The sequence below is a fragment of the Streptomyces sp. NPDC090994 genome (genome assembly GCF_044768905.1).
Lineage (GTDB): Bacteria > Actinomycetota > Actinomycetes > Streptomycetales > Streptomycetaceae > Streptomyces.
In genome coordinates this window covers 1-19381 of sequence record NZ_JBIVWS010000008.1, presented here as the reverse complement: position 1 = coordinate 19381, position 19381 = coordinate 1, and the positions used below count along the sequence as shown (strand labels likewise).

Genomic DNA, 19381 nt, shown 5'->3' with positions numbered 1-19381 from the left:
ATGACGACCGAACTCGCCCCCGTCCCCGAGCGCCGGGACGCCACGCCCCGCCGCACGGCCGGCCGCGTCCCCTTCCGGTTCGCGCTGCCGCCCGTCTCCGGAGTGCTGCGGCCCCGGCTGCTGGGTGTCTGCCTGGTCCTCGCGGCCGTCGCGTTCCTGGCGTTCAGCGTGGAGACGGCGACCGGGGACATCTCGCTGCCGCTGGCCGACGTGGTGCGCGCCCTGGTGGGCGGGGGCGACCCCGGCACCCGGCTCATCGTCCACGAACTGCGGCTGCCGCGCTCCCTGGCCGGGCTGCTGGTCGGCATCGCGTTCGGGGTCTCGGGCGCCCTGCTCCAGACGATGACGCACAACCCCCTGGCCAGTCCCGACATGATGGGCATCACCCAGGGCGCCGGGACCGCGGTGGTGGCCGGCATCGTGCTGGGCTGGGACGCGGGGGTCGGCACGCAGACGCTGGGGCTGCTCGGCGCGCTCGCCGCCGCGCTGCTCGTGTACGTCCTGGCGTGGCAGCGGGGCACCACCGGGTACCGCATCGTCCTGGTCGGCGTGGGCGTGGCCTGGCTGTGCACCAGCGCCACCGACTACCTGATGGCCCGCGGACAGCGCTTCCAGGCCCAGGCGTCCCTGGGCTGGCTGGTCGGCAACCTCAACGGCCGCACCTGGGACCAGATCCGCCCGCTCGCCGTGACGATGGCCGTCCTGGTGCCGGTGGCGCTGCTGCTCGGGCGGCAGCTGCGCACCCTGGAACTGGGCGACGACGTCGCCCGGGGCCTGGGCACCCGGGTGCAGACCGTGCGGGTCGCGGTGCTGCTGGCCTGCGTGGGCCTGGTGGCGTTCGGGACGGCGACCGCCGGGCCGGTGGCGTTCGTGGCGCTCGCGGCGCCCCAGATCGCCCAGCGGCTGGCCGGCACCGCCCACCCGCCGCCGGTGGCCGCGGGGCTGACCGGCGCCGTCATGGTGCTCGTCTCCGACCTGGCGGCGCGGAGGCTCGTTCCGGGCACCGAGCTTCCGGTCGGCATCGTCACGGGCGTGCTCGGCGCCCCCGTCCTGCTGTGGCTGCTGGTCCGTGCCAACCGCGCCGGTTCTGGAGGGTGAGGAAGTGTCTGCGAAGTCTTCTGGATCCGAGGCGGTACGACAGACGCCGCACGAGCCGGCCCACGGCGCTCCCGGCGCCGGCCCGGACCTGCGGGCCGAGGGGCTGCGGCTGGCGTACGGCGACCGGGTCGTCGTCGACGGGCTCGACCTGGCCGTGCCCGCCGGCCGGATCACGGTGATCGTCGGGGCGAACGCGTGCGGCAAGTCCACCCTGCTGCGCGCCCTGGCGCGGCTGCTGAACCCGGGCGCGGGCACCGTCCAGCTGGACGGGCGCTCGGTCCACTCGATACCGACCCGGACGCTGGCCCAGCGGCTCGGCATCCTTCCGCAGGCGCCGGTCGCGCCGGAGGGGCTGACCGTCATCGACCTGGTGGGGCGCGGGCGTTCACCGCACCAGACGTGGTGGCGGCAGTGGTCGGCCGCCGACGAACAGGCGGTGCACGACGCGCTGCGGGCCACCGCGATGACCGAGCTGGCCCAGCGCGCCGTCGACGAACTCTCCGGCGGCCAGCGGCAGCGCGCCTGGATCGCCATGGCGGTCGCGCAGGGCACCCCGGTGCTGCTGCTGGACGAGCCGACGACGTACCTCGACCTCGCCCACCAGATCGACGTCCTGGACCTGATCACCGACCTGAACCGGCATCAGGGCCGCACGGTCGTGATGGTCCTGCACGACCTCAACCAGGCATGCCGCTACGCCGATCACATCGTCGCCATGAAGGCGGGCCGGATCGTCGCCGAGGGGGCACCGTCCGAGGTGATCACGGCGCGGACCGTGGAGGAGGTCTTCGGCCTGCGCTGCGTGGTCGGCCGCGACCCGGTCAGCGGTACGCCGATGGTGGTGCCGATGGGCCGTCACCACGAACCGGCCGACAGCGACGCCCCATTGTCAGGTAAGGCTAACCTTATCTAGCATGTGCCTGCTGGAAGCGGCCCGCAACGGGAGGCGATGAAGCGGTGACGACACTGCACAGTGGGCCGGATTCCGTCTACGACGTGCTGGGCGTCGGATTCGGCCCGGCCAACCTGGCCCTGGCGATCGCCCTCCACGAACACGGCGTCACCGCGGGCCCCGAGGCCCCGTTCCGCGCCGGATTCCTGGAACGCCAGCCGCGGTTCGGCTGGCACCGGGGCATGCTGATCGACGACGCCACCATGCAGGTGTCCTTCCTCAAGGACCTGGTGACGATGCGCGACCCCACGAGCGACTTCAGCTTCCTGTGCTACCTGCGCGAACGCGGCCGGCTGGTCGACTTCCTGAACCAGAAGACGCTGTTCCCGCTGCGGGTGGAGTTCCACGACTACTTCGAGTGGGCCGCCGCCCGCCTCGGCCATCTCGTCGCGTACGGCGCCGAGGTCGTCGCGGTCCGGCCGGTCACCGAGGACGGCGAGGTCCGCTGGTTCGACGTGGTCAGCCGGGACCCGGCCGCGCCCGCCCGGCACACCGTCCGCCGCGCCCGCGCCCTGTGCGTGGCCACCGGCCTGGAGCCCCGGCTGCCGCCCGGCGCCGTCCTGTCCGACCTGGTCTGGCACAACAGCGAACTGCTGCCGCGGGTCGACGAGCTGGTCCGCTCCGGCCGGCCGGTGCGCCGCGCGGTGGTGCTCGGCGCCGGGCAGAGCGCCGCCGAGGCCGTCGACTACCTCCACCGCAGGCTGCCGGAGGCGGAGATCTGCTCGGTGTTCGCCAAGTACGGGTACACGCCCGCCGACGACAGCCCGTTCGCCAACCGCATCTTCGACCCCGAGGCCGTGGACGTCTTCTACGGCGCCCCCGCCGAGGTCAAGCAGTCCCTGTTCGACTACCACCGCTCCACCAACTACTCGGTGGTCGACACCGAGCTGATCGAGTCGTTGTCCCGGACCATGTACCAGGAGCGGGTGCAGGGCAGGCAGCGGCTGCGGATGCTCAACGTCTCCCGCATCCGCGAGGTCGAGACCCGCGACCGGGACGTCCGGGTCACCGTCGAGTACCTGCCGACCGGCGAGCGCGAACTCCTCGCCTCCGACGTCCTCGTCTACGCCACCGGCTACCGTCCGCAGAGCATCGGGGACAGCCTCGGCGAGATCGCCAAGCTCTGTCTGCGCGACGACGAGGACGCCCTGCGCGTCGGCCGCGACCACCGGGTGGAGACCGCGCCCAACGTCACCGCCGACGTCTATCTCCAGGGCGGCACCGAACACACCCACGGCCTCACCTCGACCCTGCTGTCCACCACCGCCGTACGCGCCGGGGAGATCTGCTCGGCCCTGCTCGCGCGCCGCCGTGCCGATGTGCCGCGCGGGTGACCCGGACCGGCCGCGCCCGAGCCGGTACGGCAGGATGGGGCCATGAGCGTAGTCAAGATCAACGTACTGACGGTCCCCGCCGAGCAGCGCGAGACGCTGGAGAAGCGCTTCGCCTCCCGCGCGCACGCCGTGGAGAACTCCGACGGCTTCGAGTGGTTCGAACTCCTGCGCCCGGTCGAGGGCACCGACACCTACCTGGTCTACACCCGGTGGCGGGACGAGGAGTCCTTCCAGGCGTGGATGGAGGGCCCGATGAAGTCGGCCCACCAGGGCGGCGGCGCCCCCGAGGGCGAGCGCCCGAAGCCGGCGGCGAGCGGCTCCACGCTGTGGTCCTTCGAGGTCGTGCAGCAGGCGGGCCCGGCCGCCGGCGCGTAGTCGCTCGCCCGACCGGGTCGGCCACGGCCGGCCACCGGCCGGGACAGCCGCTCGCCGACGGTGGCCGACCGGCCGGAGGGGGCGGCTCCCGGCGGGGTGCCGGGTTCGTACACGGAACCCGGCACCACCGAACGCCCTTACGGGAACGGGGTCACCCGGCCGCCGTGGCACCGGCGGTGACCGCCCGGGACGTGGCGGTGCGGCGCGCCGGACCCGGCCGGAGGGTCTCCAGGGCGGCGCGGCAGGCATCAACGATGCGGGCGTTCTCCGCGGTGCCCCGGACCGCGCGGCCCTCGTAGCGCGGGGACAGCGGGGACAGGTCGCGCAGGTACCCACCCTGGCGACGGCACTCGGCCACCAGACGGGCGGCGCCCGGGCCGTCGGGCGGCAGGGTGAGGGTGAGGAAGTTCGCCACCGACTCCTCGATCTCCACCGTTCCGTCCAGCGCCGCCAGGTCTGCGGCGAGGGTCCGGTGCAGGGCGTGGGTGCGCAGCCAGCGGCCGGAGTAGTACGCCGGGTCGCGCAGCGCCGCCACCGCGGCCAGCTGCGCCGGGAGCCCGACCTGCCAGGGCGGCGTCCAGTCGCGCAGCCGTGCCGCGGTGGCGGGTTCGGCCACCAGGAAGGCGGCCCGCACGCCGGACAGCGCGTACATCTTCGACAGCGAGGTGCAGACCACCACCCGCGGGTCCGTCGCGGCGAGCGGGGCGAGCGACTCGGTGAGGCCGGCGTAGCCGAGGTACGCCTCGTCGATCCACCAGCGGGTCCGGGGCGGCGCGGCGGCGAGCAGGGGCCGCAGTTCGGCGGCGGGGGCGTGGCGCCCGGTCGGGTTGTTCGGGTTGACCAGGACCACGAGGTCGTAGCCGCCGGAGGCGACGGCGGACGCCGGCCGGTCCGGGTCGATCCGCCAGCCGTCCGCGCGGCGCAGCGGGAACCGGTCGACGCGGCAGCCGATCACCCGCTCCGTGACATGGGCGTACTCGCCGTAGCAGGGGTCCGTCAGCAGGACCCGGCTGGCGGGGGTCAGCCACCGGCCGAACGCCCGGAAGATCAGGTCGGACGAACCGGCACCGACCGCGAGCGTGTCCACCGGCAGCGCGCGGGCCGCGGAGACCGCCGCGAGCAGGCCCCCTCGGCACCGGCGGGCGGTGAGGTCCGGGCGGCCCAGGCCGGGTCCGCGGCGAGCGCCGCCCGGACACCGGGAGCCGGCGCGAACCAGGCGTCCAGGACGTCGGCGGCGACGATCCGGTGCCGCCGGTCCAGAGCGGCGAAGTCCGTGCCGATCGCCGTGAAGGAGGCACCGCCGTGTGCGCAGCCGTCCGGCGTGGAGGCGAAGGGCGTGTCCAGCCGCCAGTCCGTCCGGTCCCGCAGCCGGGCGACCGCGGCGCGGTAGCGGCCGGTCGCCGCCCGGGCCAGACCGCTCACGTTCCCGGTCAGCACCTCGAAGGACGGGGCGCCGCTGCGCACGGTACGGCCGACGGGGCGCAGCCCGGTGGCCAGGTACATGGTGAGCAGCTCGGTGCGGCCCATCGCCACCACCCGGCGGCCGCCCCGGGCCGCGATCCAGCGCAGCGCCGCGTACATCAGCAGCACCGCCGCGCCGGCTCCACGGTGAGCAGGCGCACCTCGAACACGCCGTCCTCGGACAGCACCGGCAGTTCCTCGCGCGTGAGGTACTTGTCCAGCGCGTACCGGCCCGCCCAGGGCGGCGTCACGCTGACGAAGCCGGTGCGGGCCGGGCCGTGTGCCACGACCAGGTGGACGTTGTCGCCGTCGAGTCCGTCGGACAGCCGTCCGGACGGGTCCGGCGGGTGCTGGACCAGTTCCTGTGCGTACACCCGGTGGCGCAGCTCCTGGATCCACGGGAGATCCTCGGTGGTCGCCACGCGCACTTGCAGGTCACGGCCCATGCGTGCCTCTTCCGCCACGGGATGGGCCCCCATCGTGCGAGGCGGGCACGGGCCGGGCTCAGAGTCCGGGGACGCAGACGGGCTGAGTACGGGTACTCAGGCACGGTCGCCCTCCGTGTGCCGTCAGCGGGCGGCGCCGTGCCGGGCCAGGAACGCGTGGGTGCGCTCGGGCGTGGCGACGACGCGCCACTGCCGGTCGGGGTGGCCGAAGTTGTCGGTGAACTCGTCGGCCGCGCCGCGCAGTTCGCTCATCGCGCCGAGCAACTCCCGTACGTGCCCGGGTGGCTGGAGCATCAGCTCGGACCAGCGGGCCGCTCCCATGACGACCTCGCCGCGGCGCCGCGCCACCCGGCGGCAGAACAGCTCGTCGAGGACGGGGTCCTCCAGGACGGCCTCGGCGACGACCTCGGCACCGTACGAGGCGACGTTGGCGCCCTGCCCGACGATGGGGTCGACGACGGTGTGGGCGTCGCCGAGGGAGAGCGCGTACCGCCCGCCGGGCAGTTCCGCCCAGTCCGCCCGCACGGTCGGCACGATCGCCGTCCGTACGAGGTCGAGCGGGCCCGTGAGCCCGAACTCGCCCGGCGCGATCCGTGCGGAGACAGTGGGGTGGTGGGCAGCGAGTTCGTCGAGCACCGCGCGGCGGAACGCGGCCGGGTCGGCCCGGTGGTCGATGTCGCACAGCGCGTCCGCGCCGCCGCCGGGGACGCACTCGAACAGCAGGGCGGTGACGTGACCGTCGCGCGAGTACAGCGGGATCTCGATCAGTACGCCGCGGCCGGGGGCGAGGGACAGGGTCACGCCCTTGGGTTCGGCGGGCGCGACGCCGTGGTAGAGGCCGGCGCAGAGCCGGCGGCGGGGCGCGGTGGCCGAGCCGGGGCCGTCCAGCCGGGGGAAGAGCGCGGCGAGCGGGCCGCGTCCGGCGGCGACGACGAGGAGGTCGTGCCGGGCGGCGAGCTTCTCCACGTTGTCGGCGCCGACCTGGCCCACCCGGAGTTCGCCGCCGCGTTCCTGGAACACCTCGGTCAGCGCGGGCAGGACCAGGCGGTGGTCGACAGCGCGGGAGGGGCTGGTGAAGTCGCCGCGGAACGACAGCGGCCGGGGGCCGCCGACGTAGTGGTGGTGACAGGTGTAGCCGTATTCCCCGACGGGCCAGAACCCGACACCGAGCGCCTCCTCCCGGCGCAGGGTGGGGGCGTGGTGCGCGACGGTGGCCGGCAGGCGTCCGGTGGCCACCTGGGCCGGTGTCCGGTCGCTGTAGACCGTGACGGGCAGGCCCTGCCGGCGCAGCAGCAGGCCCAGGTGGAGGCCGGCGACCCCCGCTCCGATGATTCCGATGTCCGGCATGGCAAGGCTCCCGGGAGGCGACCGTCGCGGCCCGTCCGCGCGGGGCCACGACTCGGTGGCTGGCTGGTCCATGGGGTGGCGCGGGGAAAGCCCTACCCTCCCGCCCGGCCGGTATGCCCGACGCCGCCGCCGTACGGGCCTTGTTGCCGCCGTGCCGGCGCAGGGTGTCCAGGAGGGTGGCGCGTTCGGCCTGTTCCATGGGGCAGCGGGCGGGCGGCGGGTCCCCGGCGCACCGGGTCGGGGAGTTCGCAGCGCCGGACGGGACCCGTCGTGCGGCGCTGGAGCGCCAGCGCCCGTACGACGTGGGTGAGTTCGGTGACGTTGCCGTGCCACGGGTACCGTTCCAGGGCGCGCGGCGCGGCCAGGGTCCAGTGGGCGGCGGGTGTCCGGCGGCGGGGCTCGGGGTGACGGCGCGGAGGAGGTCCTCGATGTCCTCGGGGCGTTCCCGCAGCGCCGGGAGGGCTGGATGACCGAGCGGGGGACAAGGCGTCCAGGAGCCGTTGCAGGCAGGGGCCCCGGGGTGTGCCGGGGGTGTGGGTGAACAGGAACGGCGCGTCGGGGCGGTCGTCGAGCAGGCGGTTGAGGACGGCGGCGTCCGGCTGCGTCAGACGCTCGGCGTGCCGCAGGAGGACCGTGCGGCCCCCGGGCGGCAGGACGCCCTCGCCCGGGGGGCTTCGGCGGCGACCCAGGACCGGCGGGTGCAGGCGAGTTCGCGGGCCAGGGTGGTCTTCCCGGTGCCGCGTTCGCCGGTCAGCAGCAACGGGGCACGAACCATGGCGAGTTCGGCGGCCCGTTCGACGGCCCGCCGCCAGGGCACCGACCGGCCGGCGCGACGGTGGCCCGGCCGGCGCTCCGCACGGACCCGCCGGGTCCCGGCTCCAGCTCGGCCACGGCCCCGACGACCGCCCCTGCTGCCGCACGGAGACGACCCGCGCGGCGGCCACCTCCCCGGAGGGCAGCCGGATCTCGTACGTGAGGTCCACGCCCGGCGGTTCCTCGGCGCCGTCCGGGGGTGGCGGGGGGCACAGGCCCCGGCCCCGGGCCGGCCCCGGCAGCCGGGTCCAACGACTCCGGCACGCCGTCCACGCAGCCCGGCCGCGGCACCGATGATGACCGGGCCCCGGACTCCGCGTTCGTACGCGTACTCATGTCCGCGCCCGCACCCGGCACTTCCCGCGAGACGGGACCGTACGCCAGGTCCCGGCCCCACGGCGCGTTCCGCTCCGTGTGTTCCAGGTCCGCCGGGGCGAGCAGCCGGGCCGCGGCCCTGCTCAGCAGCCGGCTGTGGCCGCCGGGCGCGACCGCGCCGCCAGTTCCGTCTCCACCAGCGCGGCCACCGCCTCGGCCAGCGCCGCCTCGGGAGGCGTACGGCCGTCCGTCCACAGCGGTGACGCCACGGTCACCGTCCCCCGCACGTGCCCGGCCGGGTCCGGGACCGGCACGCTGACCGCGGACACGTCCTGCCACGCGCCCAGGACGTGCTCGGGGCCGTGCACCGCTCAGGAGCGGCCGGTGCCCAGCACGAGGGCCGCGCTGTTGTGCCCGACCCGCTGCTCGGACAGGTCCGCGCCGCCGGCTCCGTGGGACGGCCACAGGATCAGCGCGCGCTCATCGGTGAGGACGAGTACCGCCCGGCCGCCGCCGAGGCTCGGCGCCAGCCGCTCCAGCACCGGCCGGGCCGCCGCCGGCAGGGCCGGCTCGGGCGGACGGCCGGCCCCGTTCCCGGCGTCCGTGCCGGGCCGGGCCCCGGTCCGCTTCCCCGGTGCCCTGCGCGGGCGGGCCGTGTCAAGGCCGTACCCCGAAGAACCGGGCGCGCCGCCACGCGGCGGCCACCTCCTCCGGCACGCCGCCGGAAAGCAGACGCCCCGCCAGGAACCGTTGCCGGGCCCGCCGCAGCTGTGCGAGCGAACGAGAAGTGAAGGAATGGTGTGCGACTGGGAAGAAGCGATCTGCCGTGGCCATGACGTCCCACACCGTACCGGGCCCGGCCCCGGCGGCGACAGCCGCTACGCCTGGGCGCCGCGCCACATGCGCACTGTCCCGTATCGAGACACTCACAGACCCCCCGCCCACTTCGTGATCATGAGCGGTCTACCCTGTCCCCGTGCCCTGAGCGTTGCCTGTGCACACTCTCGGTCCCTGATCCGCACCACCCCGACCCCCCAGCTCCCCCTTCTCCGCCCTCAACTCCCCACTCCCCCACGAAAGGTGAACACCATGGCCCTCGGGCTGCTCCGACGCCGGTGGAACAGGAACGCCACGGCCAGTCCGAGTCTCACCCTGCCGCTGCCGGCCGGCGCGGGCGGCGTCAGCCGTACCGTTCTGGACCCGGTCGACCAGCCGCTGGCCGGCGCCGACGTCACGGTCACCGCGCTCGACACCCACCGGCTCCTCGCCCGCGGCACCACCGACCCCTACGGCTTCTTCGTGGCCGCGCTGCCCGCCGGCCGCTACAGCATGCTGATCGTCGCCGAGGGCCTGGAGCCGCACCGCGAGACCATCGAGATCACCGGCGACTCCCACCCGGACACGGGGCTGGTACGGCTCCACTCCGCCCAGCAGCTCGCCCTGCCGCCGGCGGGCAGCTGGGTCTTCGACCCACCCCACACCGCGATCCGGTTCATCGCCAAGCACGTCGGCATGGCCCATGTGCACGGCCGTTTCGAACGCTTCGACGGCGTCCTCCACATGGCACCGGACATGTCCGACTCCCGGGTCCAGGTCCGCATCGACGCCGCCAGCATCACCACGGGCAACACCACCCGGGACAACCACCTCCGGTCGGCCGACTTCCTCGATGTGGAGAACTACCCGCACATCGACTTCGTCAGCACGCGCTTCGCCTACCGCGGCGGCAGCAAGTGGGTCCTCAACGGCACCCTCAGCATGCACGGGGTGAGCCGCTCGGTCGGGCTGGAGACCACCTACCTGGGCACGGTCAACGGCGGCTACGGCGAGGAGTTGCGCTGCGCGGCGCTGGCCAGGGCGGAACTGCACCGTGAGGACTACACCCTCAACTGGCGGTCCATGCTGGCGCGCGGCATCGCGGTGGTGGGTCCGACCGTGCAGCTGGAACTGGACGTCCAGGCGATGTACCGCACGCACGACACCCCCATGCCTCCCGAGTAGTCCGCGCGGTGTGCCATTGACAGCGGTGAAGCGGGGATCACACAATCACTCCATGCTCATTTACTGGTTCGAGTCAGCTGCGGGGCCTCTGCGCGTCCCGGAGCGAACCGGGTGTGAGCGCTCCGGCCGCTAGCCGGAGACCTCCCGCGCGCGAGCCGGCAGGCTCACCGCGCCTCCCCGCATTCATCGGCGTCCCGTCGTACCGGACGCCCATCCGCCGTTGCCAGGGCCGGCCGTGACGGCGGTGCGCCGCGGACGGCCCTTTCCCGCGTTCCCCGCGTTCCGGGTCTTCCGTCCGCTCCGCTCCGCGTGTCCGCCGTCCCGGCCGGGCCCGGCCCGAAGGAGAGGACCCCCCATGACCACCACGGCCGCCGCGCCGTCCGTCACGCTCCGCACCGCGCACATCCCCGGAGACGGGCTCTACGAGGGGCCGCGCGTCCTGCGCCGGCTCCCCGACGGATGGGAGGAGCGCCCGTACGAACTCTTCGACGTCGTCCCGCAGGCCCGCACGATCGGTGCCGAGATCCGCGGTGTGGACCTGTCGCGTCCGCTGACGCCCGCCCTGCACGAGGAGTTGGACCGCGCCCTGGCGGAGTGGAAGGTCCTCTTCTTCCGCTCCCAGCACCTCACCTCCGACCAGCAGCGCGCGTTCGCCCGCAACTGGGGCGACCTGGAGACCAACCCGCTGCTGGCCACGGGCGCCGGCGAGGACGTCGTCCGCTTCGACAAGAGCCGCGGCGCCGTCCCCACGTTCGAGAACGTCTGGCACACCGACGTCACCTTCCGCGAACGGCCCGCGCTGGGCGCCGTGCTGCAACTGCGCGAGGTGCCGCCGTTCGGCGGTGACACCATGTGGGCGGACATGGCCGCCGCCTACGACAACCTGCCGCAGGAGGTGAAGGACCGCGTCGACGGCGCCCGTGCCGTGCACGACTTCATCCCCGGCTTCGCCCGCTTCTACGGCCCCGAGCGGCTCGCCCCGTTCCAGGACCTCTTCCCGCCCGTCGAGCATCCCGTCGTGCGCACCCATCCCGTGACCGGGCGGCGCATGCTGTTCGTCAACACCTCCTTCACCACCCACATCACCGGCATGGACCGCGACGAGAGCGACCGGCTGCTGCGGTTCCTGTTCCAGCAGGCGCACGTACCGGAGTACCAGGTGCGGTTCCGCTGGCAGCCGGGCGACATCGCGTTCTGGGACAACCGCGCCACCCAGCACTACGCCGTCTACGACTACGGCTGTGACCGACGCGTCGCGGAGCGCGTCGCCATCACCGGCGACCGCCCGTACTGACCCGCCTAGCACCGGCCCGGCCCGGGACGGCGGTACCGTCCCGGGCCGGGTTCCGGGGTCAGGAGGCGGGCTGGTTCCACAGGTCGCACTTGTGCCGTTCGGGGAACGTGGTCTGCGCGGTGATCGCCTCGGGGTCGAGGATCTGGACCTTCGGGAAAAGCGGCCAGTGCGGGGCACCGGCGGCGTACGGGACGCCGGTCTTCGCGAAGTTGGTCCAGTAGCCGAGCATCGCGTCGGCCAGGGTGTTCTGGGCGGGGGTGCCGGTGACGCCGCCGAAGACGTACCGGATCTCGGAGCCGTGCGGGGCGCCGATCGGGAAGCTGACCGGCAGGCCGAGGTGGTCCATGGCGTGCCGGTCGGCGAACTCGTACTGGTAGGAGCGTACGTAACGGGCCATCAGCCCCGCCGTCCGGGACTGCGGGCAGGCGAACGGGGAGTCGGTGAGGATCGCGCCGAGCGCCTCGGCCGGGGTGCCGTAGTCCGGCAGCGGGTAGCGGGCCAGGATCGCGTCGGCCCGGTCGCCGTAGAGGGCGCGGACCGCGGGCGGGTATCCGGCGGCGGTGAGCTGCCGGCCGGCCAGGTCGTAGGTGCTCGCCACGGTGAGGCGGCCCTCGTCGGCGGTGGTGCCCTGGAGGACGGGCACCCGGTGGAACCGTCCGCTCTCCAGCGCGTCCGTCACCTGCCGGGGCAGCACGGCACCGTCGACGTTGGGCGTCCAGCGGGCGGTGGGGCTCTGCGCGGCCGTGAGCACCCGGTCGGCGGGCAGCGCGCGCAGGCACGCGGCGTCCGCGCAGCCCAGCGAGTCGGCCCAGGCGGTGCCGCGGCTCTGCTGCGACTCCTGGGTGGGCAGGGTGAACCCGCAGCCCGACTGGGCGATGGCCCGGTCGAACAGGCCGGCGGTGCGCGGCGAGACCAGCTGGTGGCAGACGCTGCCGCCGCCCGCCGACTCCCCGAAGACCGTGACATTGCCGGGGTCGCCGCCGAAGGCCGCCACGTTGTCGCGCACCCAGCGCAGCGCGGCCTGCTGGTCGAGCACCCCGTAGTTCCCGGAGCTGCCCTCCGCGGACTCGCCGGCCAGGTCCGGGTGGGCGAGGTAACCAAAGGCGCCGAGGCGGTAGTTGAGGGTGACGACCACCACGTCGCCGTCGGCCGCGAGGGTGCCGCCGTCGTAGAAGGCCCCGGAGCCGACGGTGAAGCCGCCGCCGTGGATCCACACCATCACCGGACGCTTGAGCGGTGACGGCCGGGCCGGGGTGTGGACGTTGAGGTAGAGGCAGTCCTCGCTGGGGGTGCCGGGTCCGGCCAGGTCGCCCCAGGGGCTGCCCGAGGCGGTCTGCATGCAGGGGTCGCCCGGGGCGGTGGCGTCCCGGACGCCGGTCCAGCCCGCGGGCGCGGCCGGCGGACGCCACCGGAGCGCGCCGACCGGCGGTGCGGCGTAGGGGATGCCGAGGTAGGAGTGCGCTCTCTCGCCCGCCTCGCCCCGTACCTGGCCGTACCGGGTGGTGACGGTGGGTCCGTCGTCGGCGGCGACGGCGGGGGCGGGGGCGTACCACAGGCCGGTGGCCAGCAGCAGGAGCGCGCCCACCCGTACTCCGATATGTCGTGCCCATGACATCATGGATGCCTCCACAAGGAGAGGGTTCCGGACGACTCCGGAGTCTCGCCGCACCGGCGGGCGGCCGGCATCGCGTGAATCACCGGTCCCGTCCGCCCGCGCCCGCCGGGCCGGCCGCCGGGTCAGCCGCCGGGTCAGCCGCCGGGTCAGCCGCCGGGTCAGCCGCCGGGTCAGCCGCCGAGGAGCGTGCCGAACCGCGCGGCGTCGACGTTGCCGCCGGAGGCGATGACGCCGATCCGCCGCGGCGGGTTCTCGACGCGTCCGGCCAGCAGGGCGGCCAGGGCGGTGGCGCCGCTGGGTTCGAGGACGATCTTCAGGCGTTCGAAGGCGAAGCGCATGGCGCGGACGATCTCGTCGTCGGTGACGAGCGCGACCGCGTCCACCAGGCGCCGGTTGACGGCGAAGGTGATCTCGCCGGGGGTGGACAGGGCCTGGCCGTCGGCGATGGTGCGCGGGACGGTGACGGTGACGCGTGCTCCGGCGGCCAGCGAGCGCTTGGTGTCGTCGCCCGCCTCGGGTTCCACCCCGATGACCCGGACCGCCGGGTGCAGGGCCGTGGCGGTGACGGCGCTGCCGGCGATGAGCCCGCCGCCGCCGACCGGCACCACGAGGGCGTCCAGCGGGCCGGTGTCCTCCAGCAGTTCGAGGGCGGCGGTGCCCTGGCCCGCGATGACGTGCGGATGGTCGTAGGGCGGGACGAGGGCCAGGCCGCGGTCGTGGGCGAGGGCCGCGCCGAGCGCGGCGCGGTCCTCGGTGTAGCGGTCGTAGGTGACGATCTCCGCGCCGTATCCGGCGGTGGCCTCCCGCTTGGCGCGCGGGGCGTCCTCGGGCATGAGGATCACGGCGGTGGTGCCCAGTTCGCGGGCGGCCAGGGCGACGGCCTGGGCGTGGTTGCCGGAGGAGTAGGCGGCGATGCCCTTGGCCCGCTGCTCGGGGGAGAGCCGGGAGGCGGCGTTGTAGGCGCCGCGGAACTTGAAGGCGCCGACCCGCTGGAAGTTCTCGCACTTGACGAACACCTCGGCGCCGACCAGTGCGTCGAGGGTACGGGAGGTCAGTACCGGGGTGCGGTGGGCGACGCCCGCGAGGCGCGCGGCGGCGTCCCGGACGTCGTCGAAGGTGACGGGCTCAGCGGCGGCCATGATGCGTCCTTCGGGTCGGGAGACGGCCGGGCCGTACCGGACCGTACACGGCAGGGCGGGGGACGGTGGTGCCGAGGGGTCAGCCCGTGGCGTCCAGCTGCCAGCACGGCGGGCCGCCCGCCAGGCGGCAGGTGAGAACGTAGAGGGGGATCGGCGGGGTGTACGGGGAGCCGGTGCGGGGCGCGTGGATGAGTCCGGGCCGGTCGGCGCCCGGTTTCGGCCGGTGGGTGGAGGTCCAGGAGGGGTCGGCCACCCGGGCGCCGACGGCGTACGTGGTGCCGGGCGGCCAGACCACGCCGATCTGCGAGCCGGAGGGGACGATCCACCACCAGCGCCGGTCGTCCCCGAAGACACAGCCCACGCGGGGCAGCCGGTCCATGATGTGCTCGCCGTGTTCCCGGGGCAGTCCCACGGCGTCGTAACCCAGGTCCGCGGAGAGCCGCGCCGGTATGCGCAGGCGCTCGGTGTGCTCGGGCGGGCACTGCCGCGGGCGGGACGATGAGAGGTCGGGGCGGGACGGTCGGTCCATGAGGCAGGGGTCCTTCGGCCGAGTGGGGGGTGGGCCGGGCAGGGCGGGCGGCACGGGACCGCCGGTGGTGCGGCGGCCTCCGTTGTCAGGCGGGTGCCGCCGCGCCGTGTCGGGCGGGTGCCGCCGTGCCATGTCGGGCGGGTGCCGCCGCGCTGGTGTCCGGTGTCGGGCGGAGGCCGCCGTGCTCGTGTCTGTTCTCAGCGGGTGCCATCGTGATCAGGTCGGTCCTCGGGCGGGCGCCACCGTGCTCGTGTCTGTTCTCAGCGAGTGCCATCGTGATCAGGTCGGTCCTCGAGCGGGCGCCACCGTGCTCGCGCCCTGTTCTCAGGCGGGAACCGCCCATGCTCGTGTCCGGTCCCAAGCGGGCGCCACCCGTGCTCGTGTCCGGTCTCGGGCGGACGCCGCCGTGCCCGTGTCTGTTTTCCGCGAGGTCGGTGAGGGTGCCGTGCCCGCGCCGTACGTCGGCCCCGCGCGCCGTACGGTGGGACGGGATCAGGGAGTTCCCGGAGGCGGGCCGGTCGGGGCCGTCGGCCCGGGGAGTCGACCGGTGTGCCCGCCTCCGGGTGTGCGCGGGGACAGGGTGCGCTCCGGTGGTCGACCGGACGCCCGGTCCCGCGCTGCCGCCCCGCGGCTCCGGTTCGGGCGGGCCGGCCGCGGGTGGCACGGCTGGGGTGGCGTTCCGGCCCGGTCGTGTCCGGGCGGTCCGCCCGGCGTCCGAGAGGAAAGGGCCACACATCGCCATCGCCTTCCGTCCGCCTTCGCACCGGCCATACCCGGACCGCCGGCAGCCGGTGCGGCATCACCGGTGTACGTGACAACCGGAACGGTGACTCCACTGTGGCACCTTCCGACCACGCCTCGCAACCGGCAAGTTGAAAATTGCAAGTGACCACGTGCATGCTGCTCCTGGCGGCGACGTGGCCGCGAGGACCCGTGTCACCTGTGCACATGAGACGGTGGCCCGGGACTTTCCGAGCGAGTGAGGGAGCGGGCGTGCGGGCGGAGACCGACTGGGGCGGCGCTCCCTCCGTCCTTCGCATGATCCTCGGCAAGCAACTGGAGGAACTGCGCTCCCGGGCGGGCCTGACGTACGAGGAGGCGGGGGACGCCATCGGGGTCAGCCACTCCACGATCCGCCGGATGGAGGCCGCCAAGGTGGCCCGGCTGCGGCTGACCGACGCCGAGAAGCTCCTCCAGGTCTACGGGGTGACCGACCAGCAGGAGATCGACACGTTCCTGAAGTCGGTCCGCGAGGCCAACAAGCGAGGCTGGTGGCACACCTACCGCGATGTCATGCCCGACTGGTACGCCGCCTATCTGAGCCTGGAACAGGCGGCGTTGCAGATCCGGGCCTACGAGAGCGCGTTCGTCCACGGGCTGCTGCAGACCGAGGCGTACGCACGCGCCCTGCTGGGCGCCGGCAATCCGCACGCCCCGGCCGGGGCCACCGAGCGCCGGGTGGCGCTGCGCATGCGCCGCCAGGATCTGCTCACCCGTCAGACGCCGCCCAGGGTCTGGGTGGTGATGGACGAGACGGTACTGCGCTGGCCGGTCGGCGGGACGGAGGTGATGCGCGCGCAGATCGGGCACCTCATCGAGGTCAACCGGCTGCCGCACGTGACGGTGCAGATCATGCCGTTCGCCGGCGGGCCGCATCCCGCCATGCGGGCGGGCGCCTTCCAGCTCTTCCGGTTCCGGGCCCGGGAACTCCCGGACGTCGTCTACCTCGACGGACTGGTCGGTGCCGTCTACCTCGACAAGGGCGACGACGTCGTGGTGTACCGGGAGGCCCTGGACCGGCTGGGCGCCCAGGCGACGCCCGCCGCCCGGACCGAAGCCGTGCTCGACGCGCTGCGCAAGGAACTGTGACGGCACACCCTCCGACGCGCGAGGGCGAGACGGTGCCGTCGATGCCGGGTGTGAAAGCCGATGTCGCCGACGTTCTGCCGTGAAGTGTGCTTTCTTTGTTGAGCGTTGGCCCGAACATCACGACCTGTATGGGAGACATGACGGTGCCCGACAACGGATGGCCCGCTGACCGCATCGACACCGAGCACGCGCACTCCGCGCGGATCTACGACTACATCCTGGGCGGCAAGGACTACTATCCGGCGGACCAGGAGGCGGGCGACGCCATGTCCCGGGAGTGGCCCGCCCTGCCGGTCCACATGCGCGCCAACCGGGACTGGATGAACCGCGCGGTGCGCTGGCTCGCCGAGACGGCGGGGATGCGCCAGTTCCTGGACGTCGGCACCGGCATCCCCACCTCTCCCAACCTCCACGAGATCGCGCAGGCGGTGGCCCCCGACGCGCGGGTGGTGTACGTCGACAACGATCCCATCGTGCTCACCCTCTCCCAGGGGCTGCTGGCCAGCACGCCGGAGGGCAGGACGTCGTACCTGGAGGCCGACTTCCGTGACCCGGCCGCCATCCTCGACGCGCCGGAACTGCGCGAGACCCTCGACCTGACACGGCCGGTGGCGCTGACCGTCATCGCCATCGTGCACTTCATGCTGGACGAGGACGACGCGGTGGGCGTGGTGCGCCGGCTCCTCGAACCGCTGCCGTCGGGCAGCTACTTGGCGATGTCGATCGGCACCGCGGAGTTCGCCCCCGAGGAGGTGGCGCGGGTCGCCCGTGAGTACGCGGCCCGGGACATGCCGATGCGGCTGCGCACCCTGGACGAGGCCCATGAGTTCTTCGAGGGCCTGGAGCTGGTCGAGCCGGGCATCGTGCAGGTGCACAAGTGGCACCCGGACGGCACCGGCGAACAGGGCATCCGCGACGAGGACATCGCCATGTACGGGGCGGTCGCCCGCAAGCCGTGACGCCCTTCGCGGGGGTGCGCGCACCGGTGGCCCGTGCGGCCACGGGACCGCGCCCCCGCCACGGCGGGACACACCCGTCTCTGGCAAGCTGGCGGGTGTGACAGCACCCGAGACAGTGCACGCCCCCGCGTTCGGTCAGATAACCCGGCCCGAGGACCTGCCGCCGGACCTGCGCCGGGAACTGCTCGCCTGCTGGGCGGCGGTGGCCAACGCCGGCGGGGCGGTGATCCCGGCGGACTGCCCCATGCCGCCGCTGTCCCCGTCACACCTCGCGCCGGCCCTGGACCGGCTCGTGGAGCAACTCGCTCCCCGGCGGAGCCGGCTGATCGTGGCCACCGTGGACGGCGCCCTCGCGGGCTGGCTGCTCGTCCGCCGCGAGTCGCACCCGCTGGAGACGCACTGCGGTGTCGTCAACCACGTCCAGACCCAGGTGCCGTTGCGCGGCCTCGGTATCGGGGTGGCGCTGATGCGCCATGTGCGGGACGTGGCCCGCGACGAGATGGGCCTGGAGCGGCTGAAGCTGACCGCGCGGGCCGGCCTGGGGCTCGAGGTCTTCTACCGCAAGGCCGGCTGGACGGAGGTCGGCCGGTGGCCGGGGGCCCTGCGGGTGGCGCCGGGCGACGACCGCGACGAGATACTGATGTCCCTGGCCCTCCGGAACGAGCCTGCCACGGAGAACTGAGGGCCGGCCTCCCCCGCCCCCGCCCCTCACTCCTTGACGGCCACCAGCACACAGCTGTCCCCGAACTGCCAGACCGGCGTGACGTGCCGGAAGCCCGACCGGCGCAGCAGCTCGGTGTGCCGCTCCAGGGAGAGGTCCCCCGCACCGCCGCTCCCGCCACCTGCCGGCCGGCGCCGCTCGCGCTCCGTGAACAGGTCGGCCAGTTCGGGGTCCCGGGCCACCTCGGACCACCAGGACCGCCAGTCCTCATGGGTGTCGGAACCCGTCCGTTCGGCACGGCGGCGCCCCACGAGCGCGGTCAGGTCGGAGCAGGGCGTCGCCGCCGGCCGGAAGTGGTCGCCGTTGACCAGGACACCGCCGGGCCGCAGCAGGGCCGCGACGGCCCGGTAGGTCTTCAGGAGCGTGGGCTCGTCGAGATAGTGCAGGGCGGTGGTCGAGACGGCGGCGTCCAGGCTGCGGCACAGCTCCAGGGCGTCGGTCCAGCCGTCCTCGCCGATCACGGTGTCGACGTACCGGGCGGCGTCGGAGTGGTGGGTGCGCCCCAGCTCCAGCAGCAGCGGGTCCATGTCCACGGCGACGATCTCCGCGTCCGGCATCCGGTGGGCGAGCCGGGCGGACAGGGAGCCGGGGCCGCAGCCCAGGTCGAGCAGGAGCGGCCGGGGACCGGCCGTCATCGTGACGTGTTCGACGACATCCGCGATCACCGTGAACCGCTCCTCGCGGTCCACCGCGTAGCGCCGCTGCTGCCGCTCCCAGCGCTCGACCCACATCGCGGCCGTTCCCATGCTCACGCCCATCTGGTCGCGCCACCTCTTCCGTCTCTCACCTGTTCACTGCCCGGGACAGAAATCTACAGGTGGAAACGGTTATCACTTACCACCGGAGGCGGCAGCGGACGCCCGGGCCGTTCATTCCCGTACCAGTGGGGCGCCCGCGTCCCGCCAGGCGACGATCCCGCCCGCCAGGCTCCGCACGTCCGGATGCCCCATCCGGGCCAGCGCCGCCGCGTACCGCAGCGACTTCTCACCGACCGGACAGGCCAGCAGCACCGGGGTGCTCTTGCTGAACGGCAGCCCGCCCCGCAGGAGTTCCTCGAACACCTCGTCCACGATGTTCAGCGACCCCTCGATGTGCAGCGCCGCGTAGGCGTGC

General features: G+C 74.1%; 18 protein-coding genes and 1 pseudogene. 9 read left to right on the top strand and 10 right to left on the bottom strand.

The window, feature by feature from the left end; genetic code table 11:
• From ACIQR3_RS18855 to ACIQR3_RS18840, 4 genes are all read left to right on the top strand, one after another.
• A complete protein-coding gene (locus ACIQR3_RS18855; RefSeq protein ID WP_403540110.1) occupies positions 1–1098 on the top strand; it encodes a FecCD family ABC transporter permease in 1098 nt (365 codons plus the stop codon).
• Positions 1099–1186: 88 nt separating this feature from the next.
• The gene (locus tag ACIQR3_RS18850; RefSeq protein WP_403540553.1) at positions 1187–2011 is read left to right on the top strand and encodes an ABC transporter ATP-binding protein; all 825 of its coding nucleotides are present in this window, start codon (positions 1187–1189) and stop codon (positions 2009–2011) included.
• A 44-nt stretch (positions 2012–2055) separates the two neighbouring features.
• On the top strand, positions 2056–3384 hold the full coding sequence (locus tag ACIQR3_RS18845; RefSeq protein ID WP_403540108.1) for a lysine N(6)-hydroxylase/L-ornithine N(5)-oxygenase family protein: 1329 nt from the start codon (positions 2056–2058) through the stop codon (positions 3382–3384).
• A 42-nt stretch (positions 3385–3426) separates the two neighbouring features.
• Entirely contained in the window at positions 3427–3759 is a 333-nt protein-coding gene (locus tag ACIQR3_RS18840; protein WP_215173024.1) for an antibiotic biosynthesis monooxygenase, read from the top strand.
• A gap of 151 nt (positions 3760–3910) precedes the next feature.
• Here the strand turns inward: ACIQR3_RS18840 and ACIQR3_RS18835 are convergent.
• From ACIQR3_RS18835 to ACIQR3_RS18815, 5 genes and pseudogenes are all read right to left on the bottom strand, one after another.
• Positions 3911–5666 (bottom strand): annotated as a pseudogene (locus tag ACIQR3_RS18835) (aminotransferase class I/II-fold pyridoxal phosphate-dependent enzyme).
• A gap of 123 nt (positions 5667–5789) precedes the next feature.
• Complete coding sequence (locus ACIQR3_RS18830) at positions 5790–7013, bottom strand: styrene monooxygenase/indole monooxygenase family protein (protein WP_403540105.1); 1224 nt, start codon at positions 7011–7013, stop codon at positions 5790–5792.
• Positions 7014–7617: 604 nt separating this feature from the next.
• The gene (locus ACIQR3_RS18825) at positions 7618–7830 is read right to left on the bottom strand and encodes a sigma 54-interacting transcriptional regulator (RefSeq protein WP_403540102.1); all 213 of its coding nucleotides are present in this window, start codon (positions 7828–7830) and stop codon (positions 7618–7620) included.
• A gap of 454 nt (positions 7831–8284) precedes the next feature.
• Positions 8285–8509 carry a hypothetical protein gene (locus ACIQR3_RS18820; RefSeq protein ID WP_403540100.1) on the bottom strand — a complete coding sequence of 75 codons (225 nt, stop codon included), beginning with the start codon at positions 8507–8509 and terminating at the stop codon, positions 8285–8287.
• A 3-nt stretch (positions 8510–8512) separates the two neighbouring features.
• Positions 8513–8683 carry a hypothetical protein gene (locus tag ACIQR3_RS18815; protein WP_403540098.1) on the bottom strand — a complete coding sequence of 57 codons (171 nt, stop codon included), beginning with the start codon at positions 8681–8683 and terminating at the stop codon, positions 8513–8515.
• Positions 8684–9230: 547 nt separating this feature from the next.
• Here ACIQR3_RS18815 and ACIQR3_RS18810 point away from each other — a divergent pair.
• Positions 9231–10142: a YceI family protein gene (locus ACIQR3_RS18810; protein ID WP_403540095.1), complete on the top strand. Its 912-nt coding sequence runs from the start codon at positions 9231–9233 to the stop codon at positions 10140–10142.
• 355 nt (positions 10143–10497) lie between these two features.
• On the top strand, positions 10498–11436 hold the full coding sequence (locus tag ACIQR3_RS18805; RefSeq protein WP_403540094.1) for a TauD/TfdA dioxygenase family protein: 939 nt from the start codon (positions 10498–10500) through the stop codon (positions 11434–11436).
• A gap of 58 nt (positions 11437–11494) precedes the next feature.
• On the opposite strand, the gene ACIQR3_RS18800 is transcribed toward ACIQR3_RS18805, so the two are convergent.
• The 3 genes from ACIQR3_RS18800 to ACIQR3_RS18790 all read right to left on the bottom strand — a co-directional run bounded on the left by ACIQR3_RS18800 (position 11495) and on the right by ACIQR3_RS18790 (position 14719).
• Positions 11495–13021 (bottom strand): carboxylesterase/lipase family protein, encoded by a 1527-nt coding sequence (locus ACIQR3_RS18800; protein WP_403540092.1) that lies wholly within the window; start codon positions 13019–13021, stop codon positions 11495–11497.
• Between the two features lie 200 nt (positions 13022–13221).
• Positions 13222–14190 carry a threo-3-hydroxy-L-aspartate ammonia-lyase gene (locus tag ACIQR3_RS18795; protein WP_403540089.1) on the bottom strand — a complete coding sequence of 323 codons (969 nt, stop codon included), beginning with the start codon at positions 14188–14190 and terminating at the stop codon, positions 13222–13224.
• Positions 14191–14269: 79 nt separating this feature from the next.
• The gene (locus tag ACIQR3_RS18790) at positions 14270–14719 is read right to left on the bottom strand and encodes a hypothetical protein (protein ID WP_403540087.1); all 450 of its coding nucleotides are present in this window, start codon (positions 14717–14719) and stop codon (positions 14270–14272) included.
• Positions 14720–15712: 993 nt separating this feature from the next.
• Here ACIQR3_RS18790 and ACIQR3_RS18785 point away from each other — a divergent pair.
• From ACIQR3_RS18785 to ACIQR3_RS18775, 3 genes are all read left to right on the top strand, one after another.
• The gene (locus ACIQR3_RS18785) at positions 15713–16588 is read left to right on the top strand and encodes a helix-turn-helix domain-containing protein (protein ID WP_403540085.1); all 876 of its coding nucleotides are present in this window, start codon (positions 15713–15715) and stop codon (positions 16586–16588) included.
• A gap of 143 nt (positions 16589–16731) precedes the next feature.
• On the top strand, positions 16732–17547 hold the full coding sequence (locus ACIQR3_RS18780; protein WP_403540550.1) for an SAM-dependent methyltransferase: 816 nt from the start codon (positions 16732–16734) through the stop codon (positions 17545–17547).
• Between the two features lie 97 nt (positions 17548–17644).
• Entirely contained in the window at positions 17645–18229 is a 585-nt protein-coding gene (locus ACIQR3_RS18775) for a GNAT family N-acetyltransferase (RefSeq protein ID WP_403540083.1), read from the top strand.
• A gap of 26 nt (positions 18230–18255) precedes the next feature.
• On the opposite strand, the gene ACIQR3_RS18770 is transcribed toward ACIQR3_RS18775, so the two are convergent.
• Positions 18256–19026, bottom strand: a complete 771-nt coding sequence (locus ACIQR3_RS18770; RefSeq protein WP_403540080.1) for a class I SAM-dependent methyltransferase — start codon at positions 19024–19026, stop codon at positions 18256–18258.
• Positions 19027–19137: 111 nt separating this feature from the next.
• On the bottom strand, positions 19138–19381 hold a 244-nt coding region (locus ACIQR3_RS18765), incomplete at its 5' end, for a rhodanese-like domain-containing protein (RefSeq protein WP_403540077.1).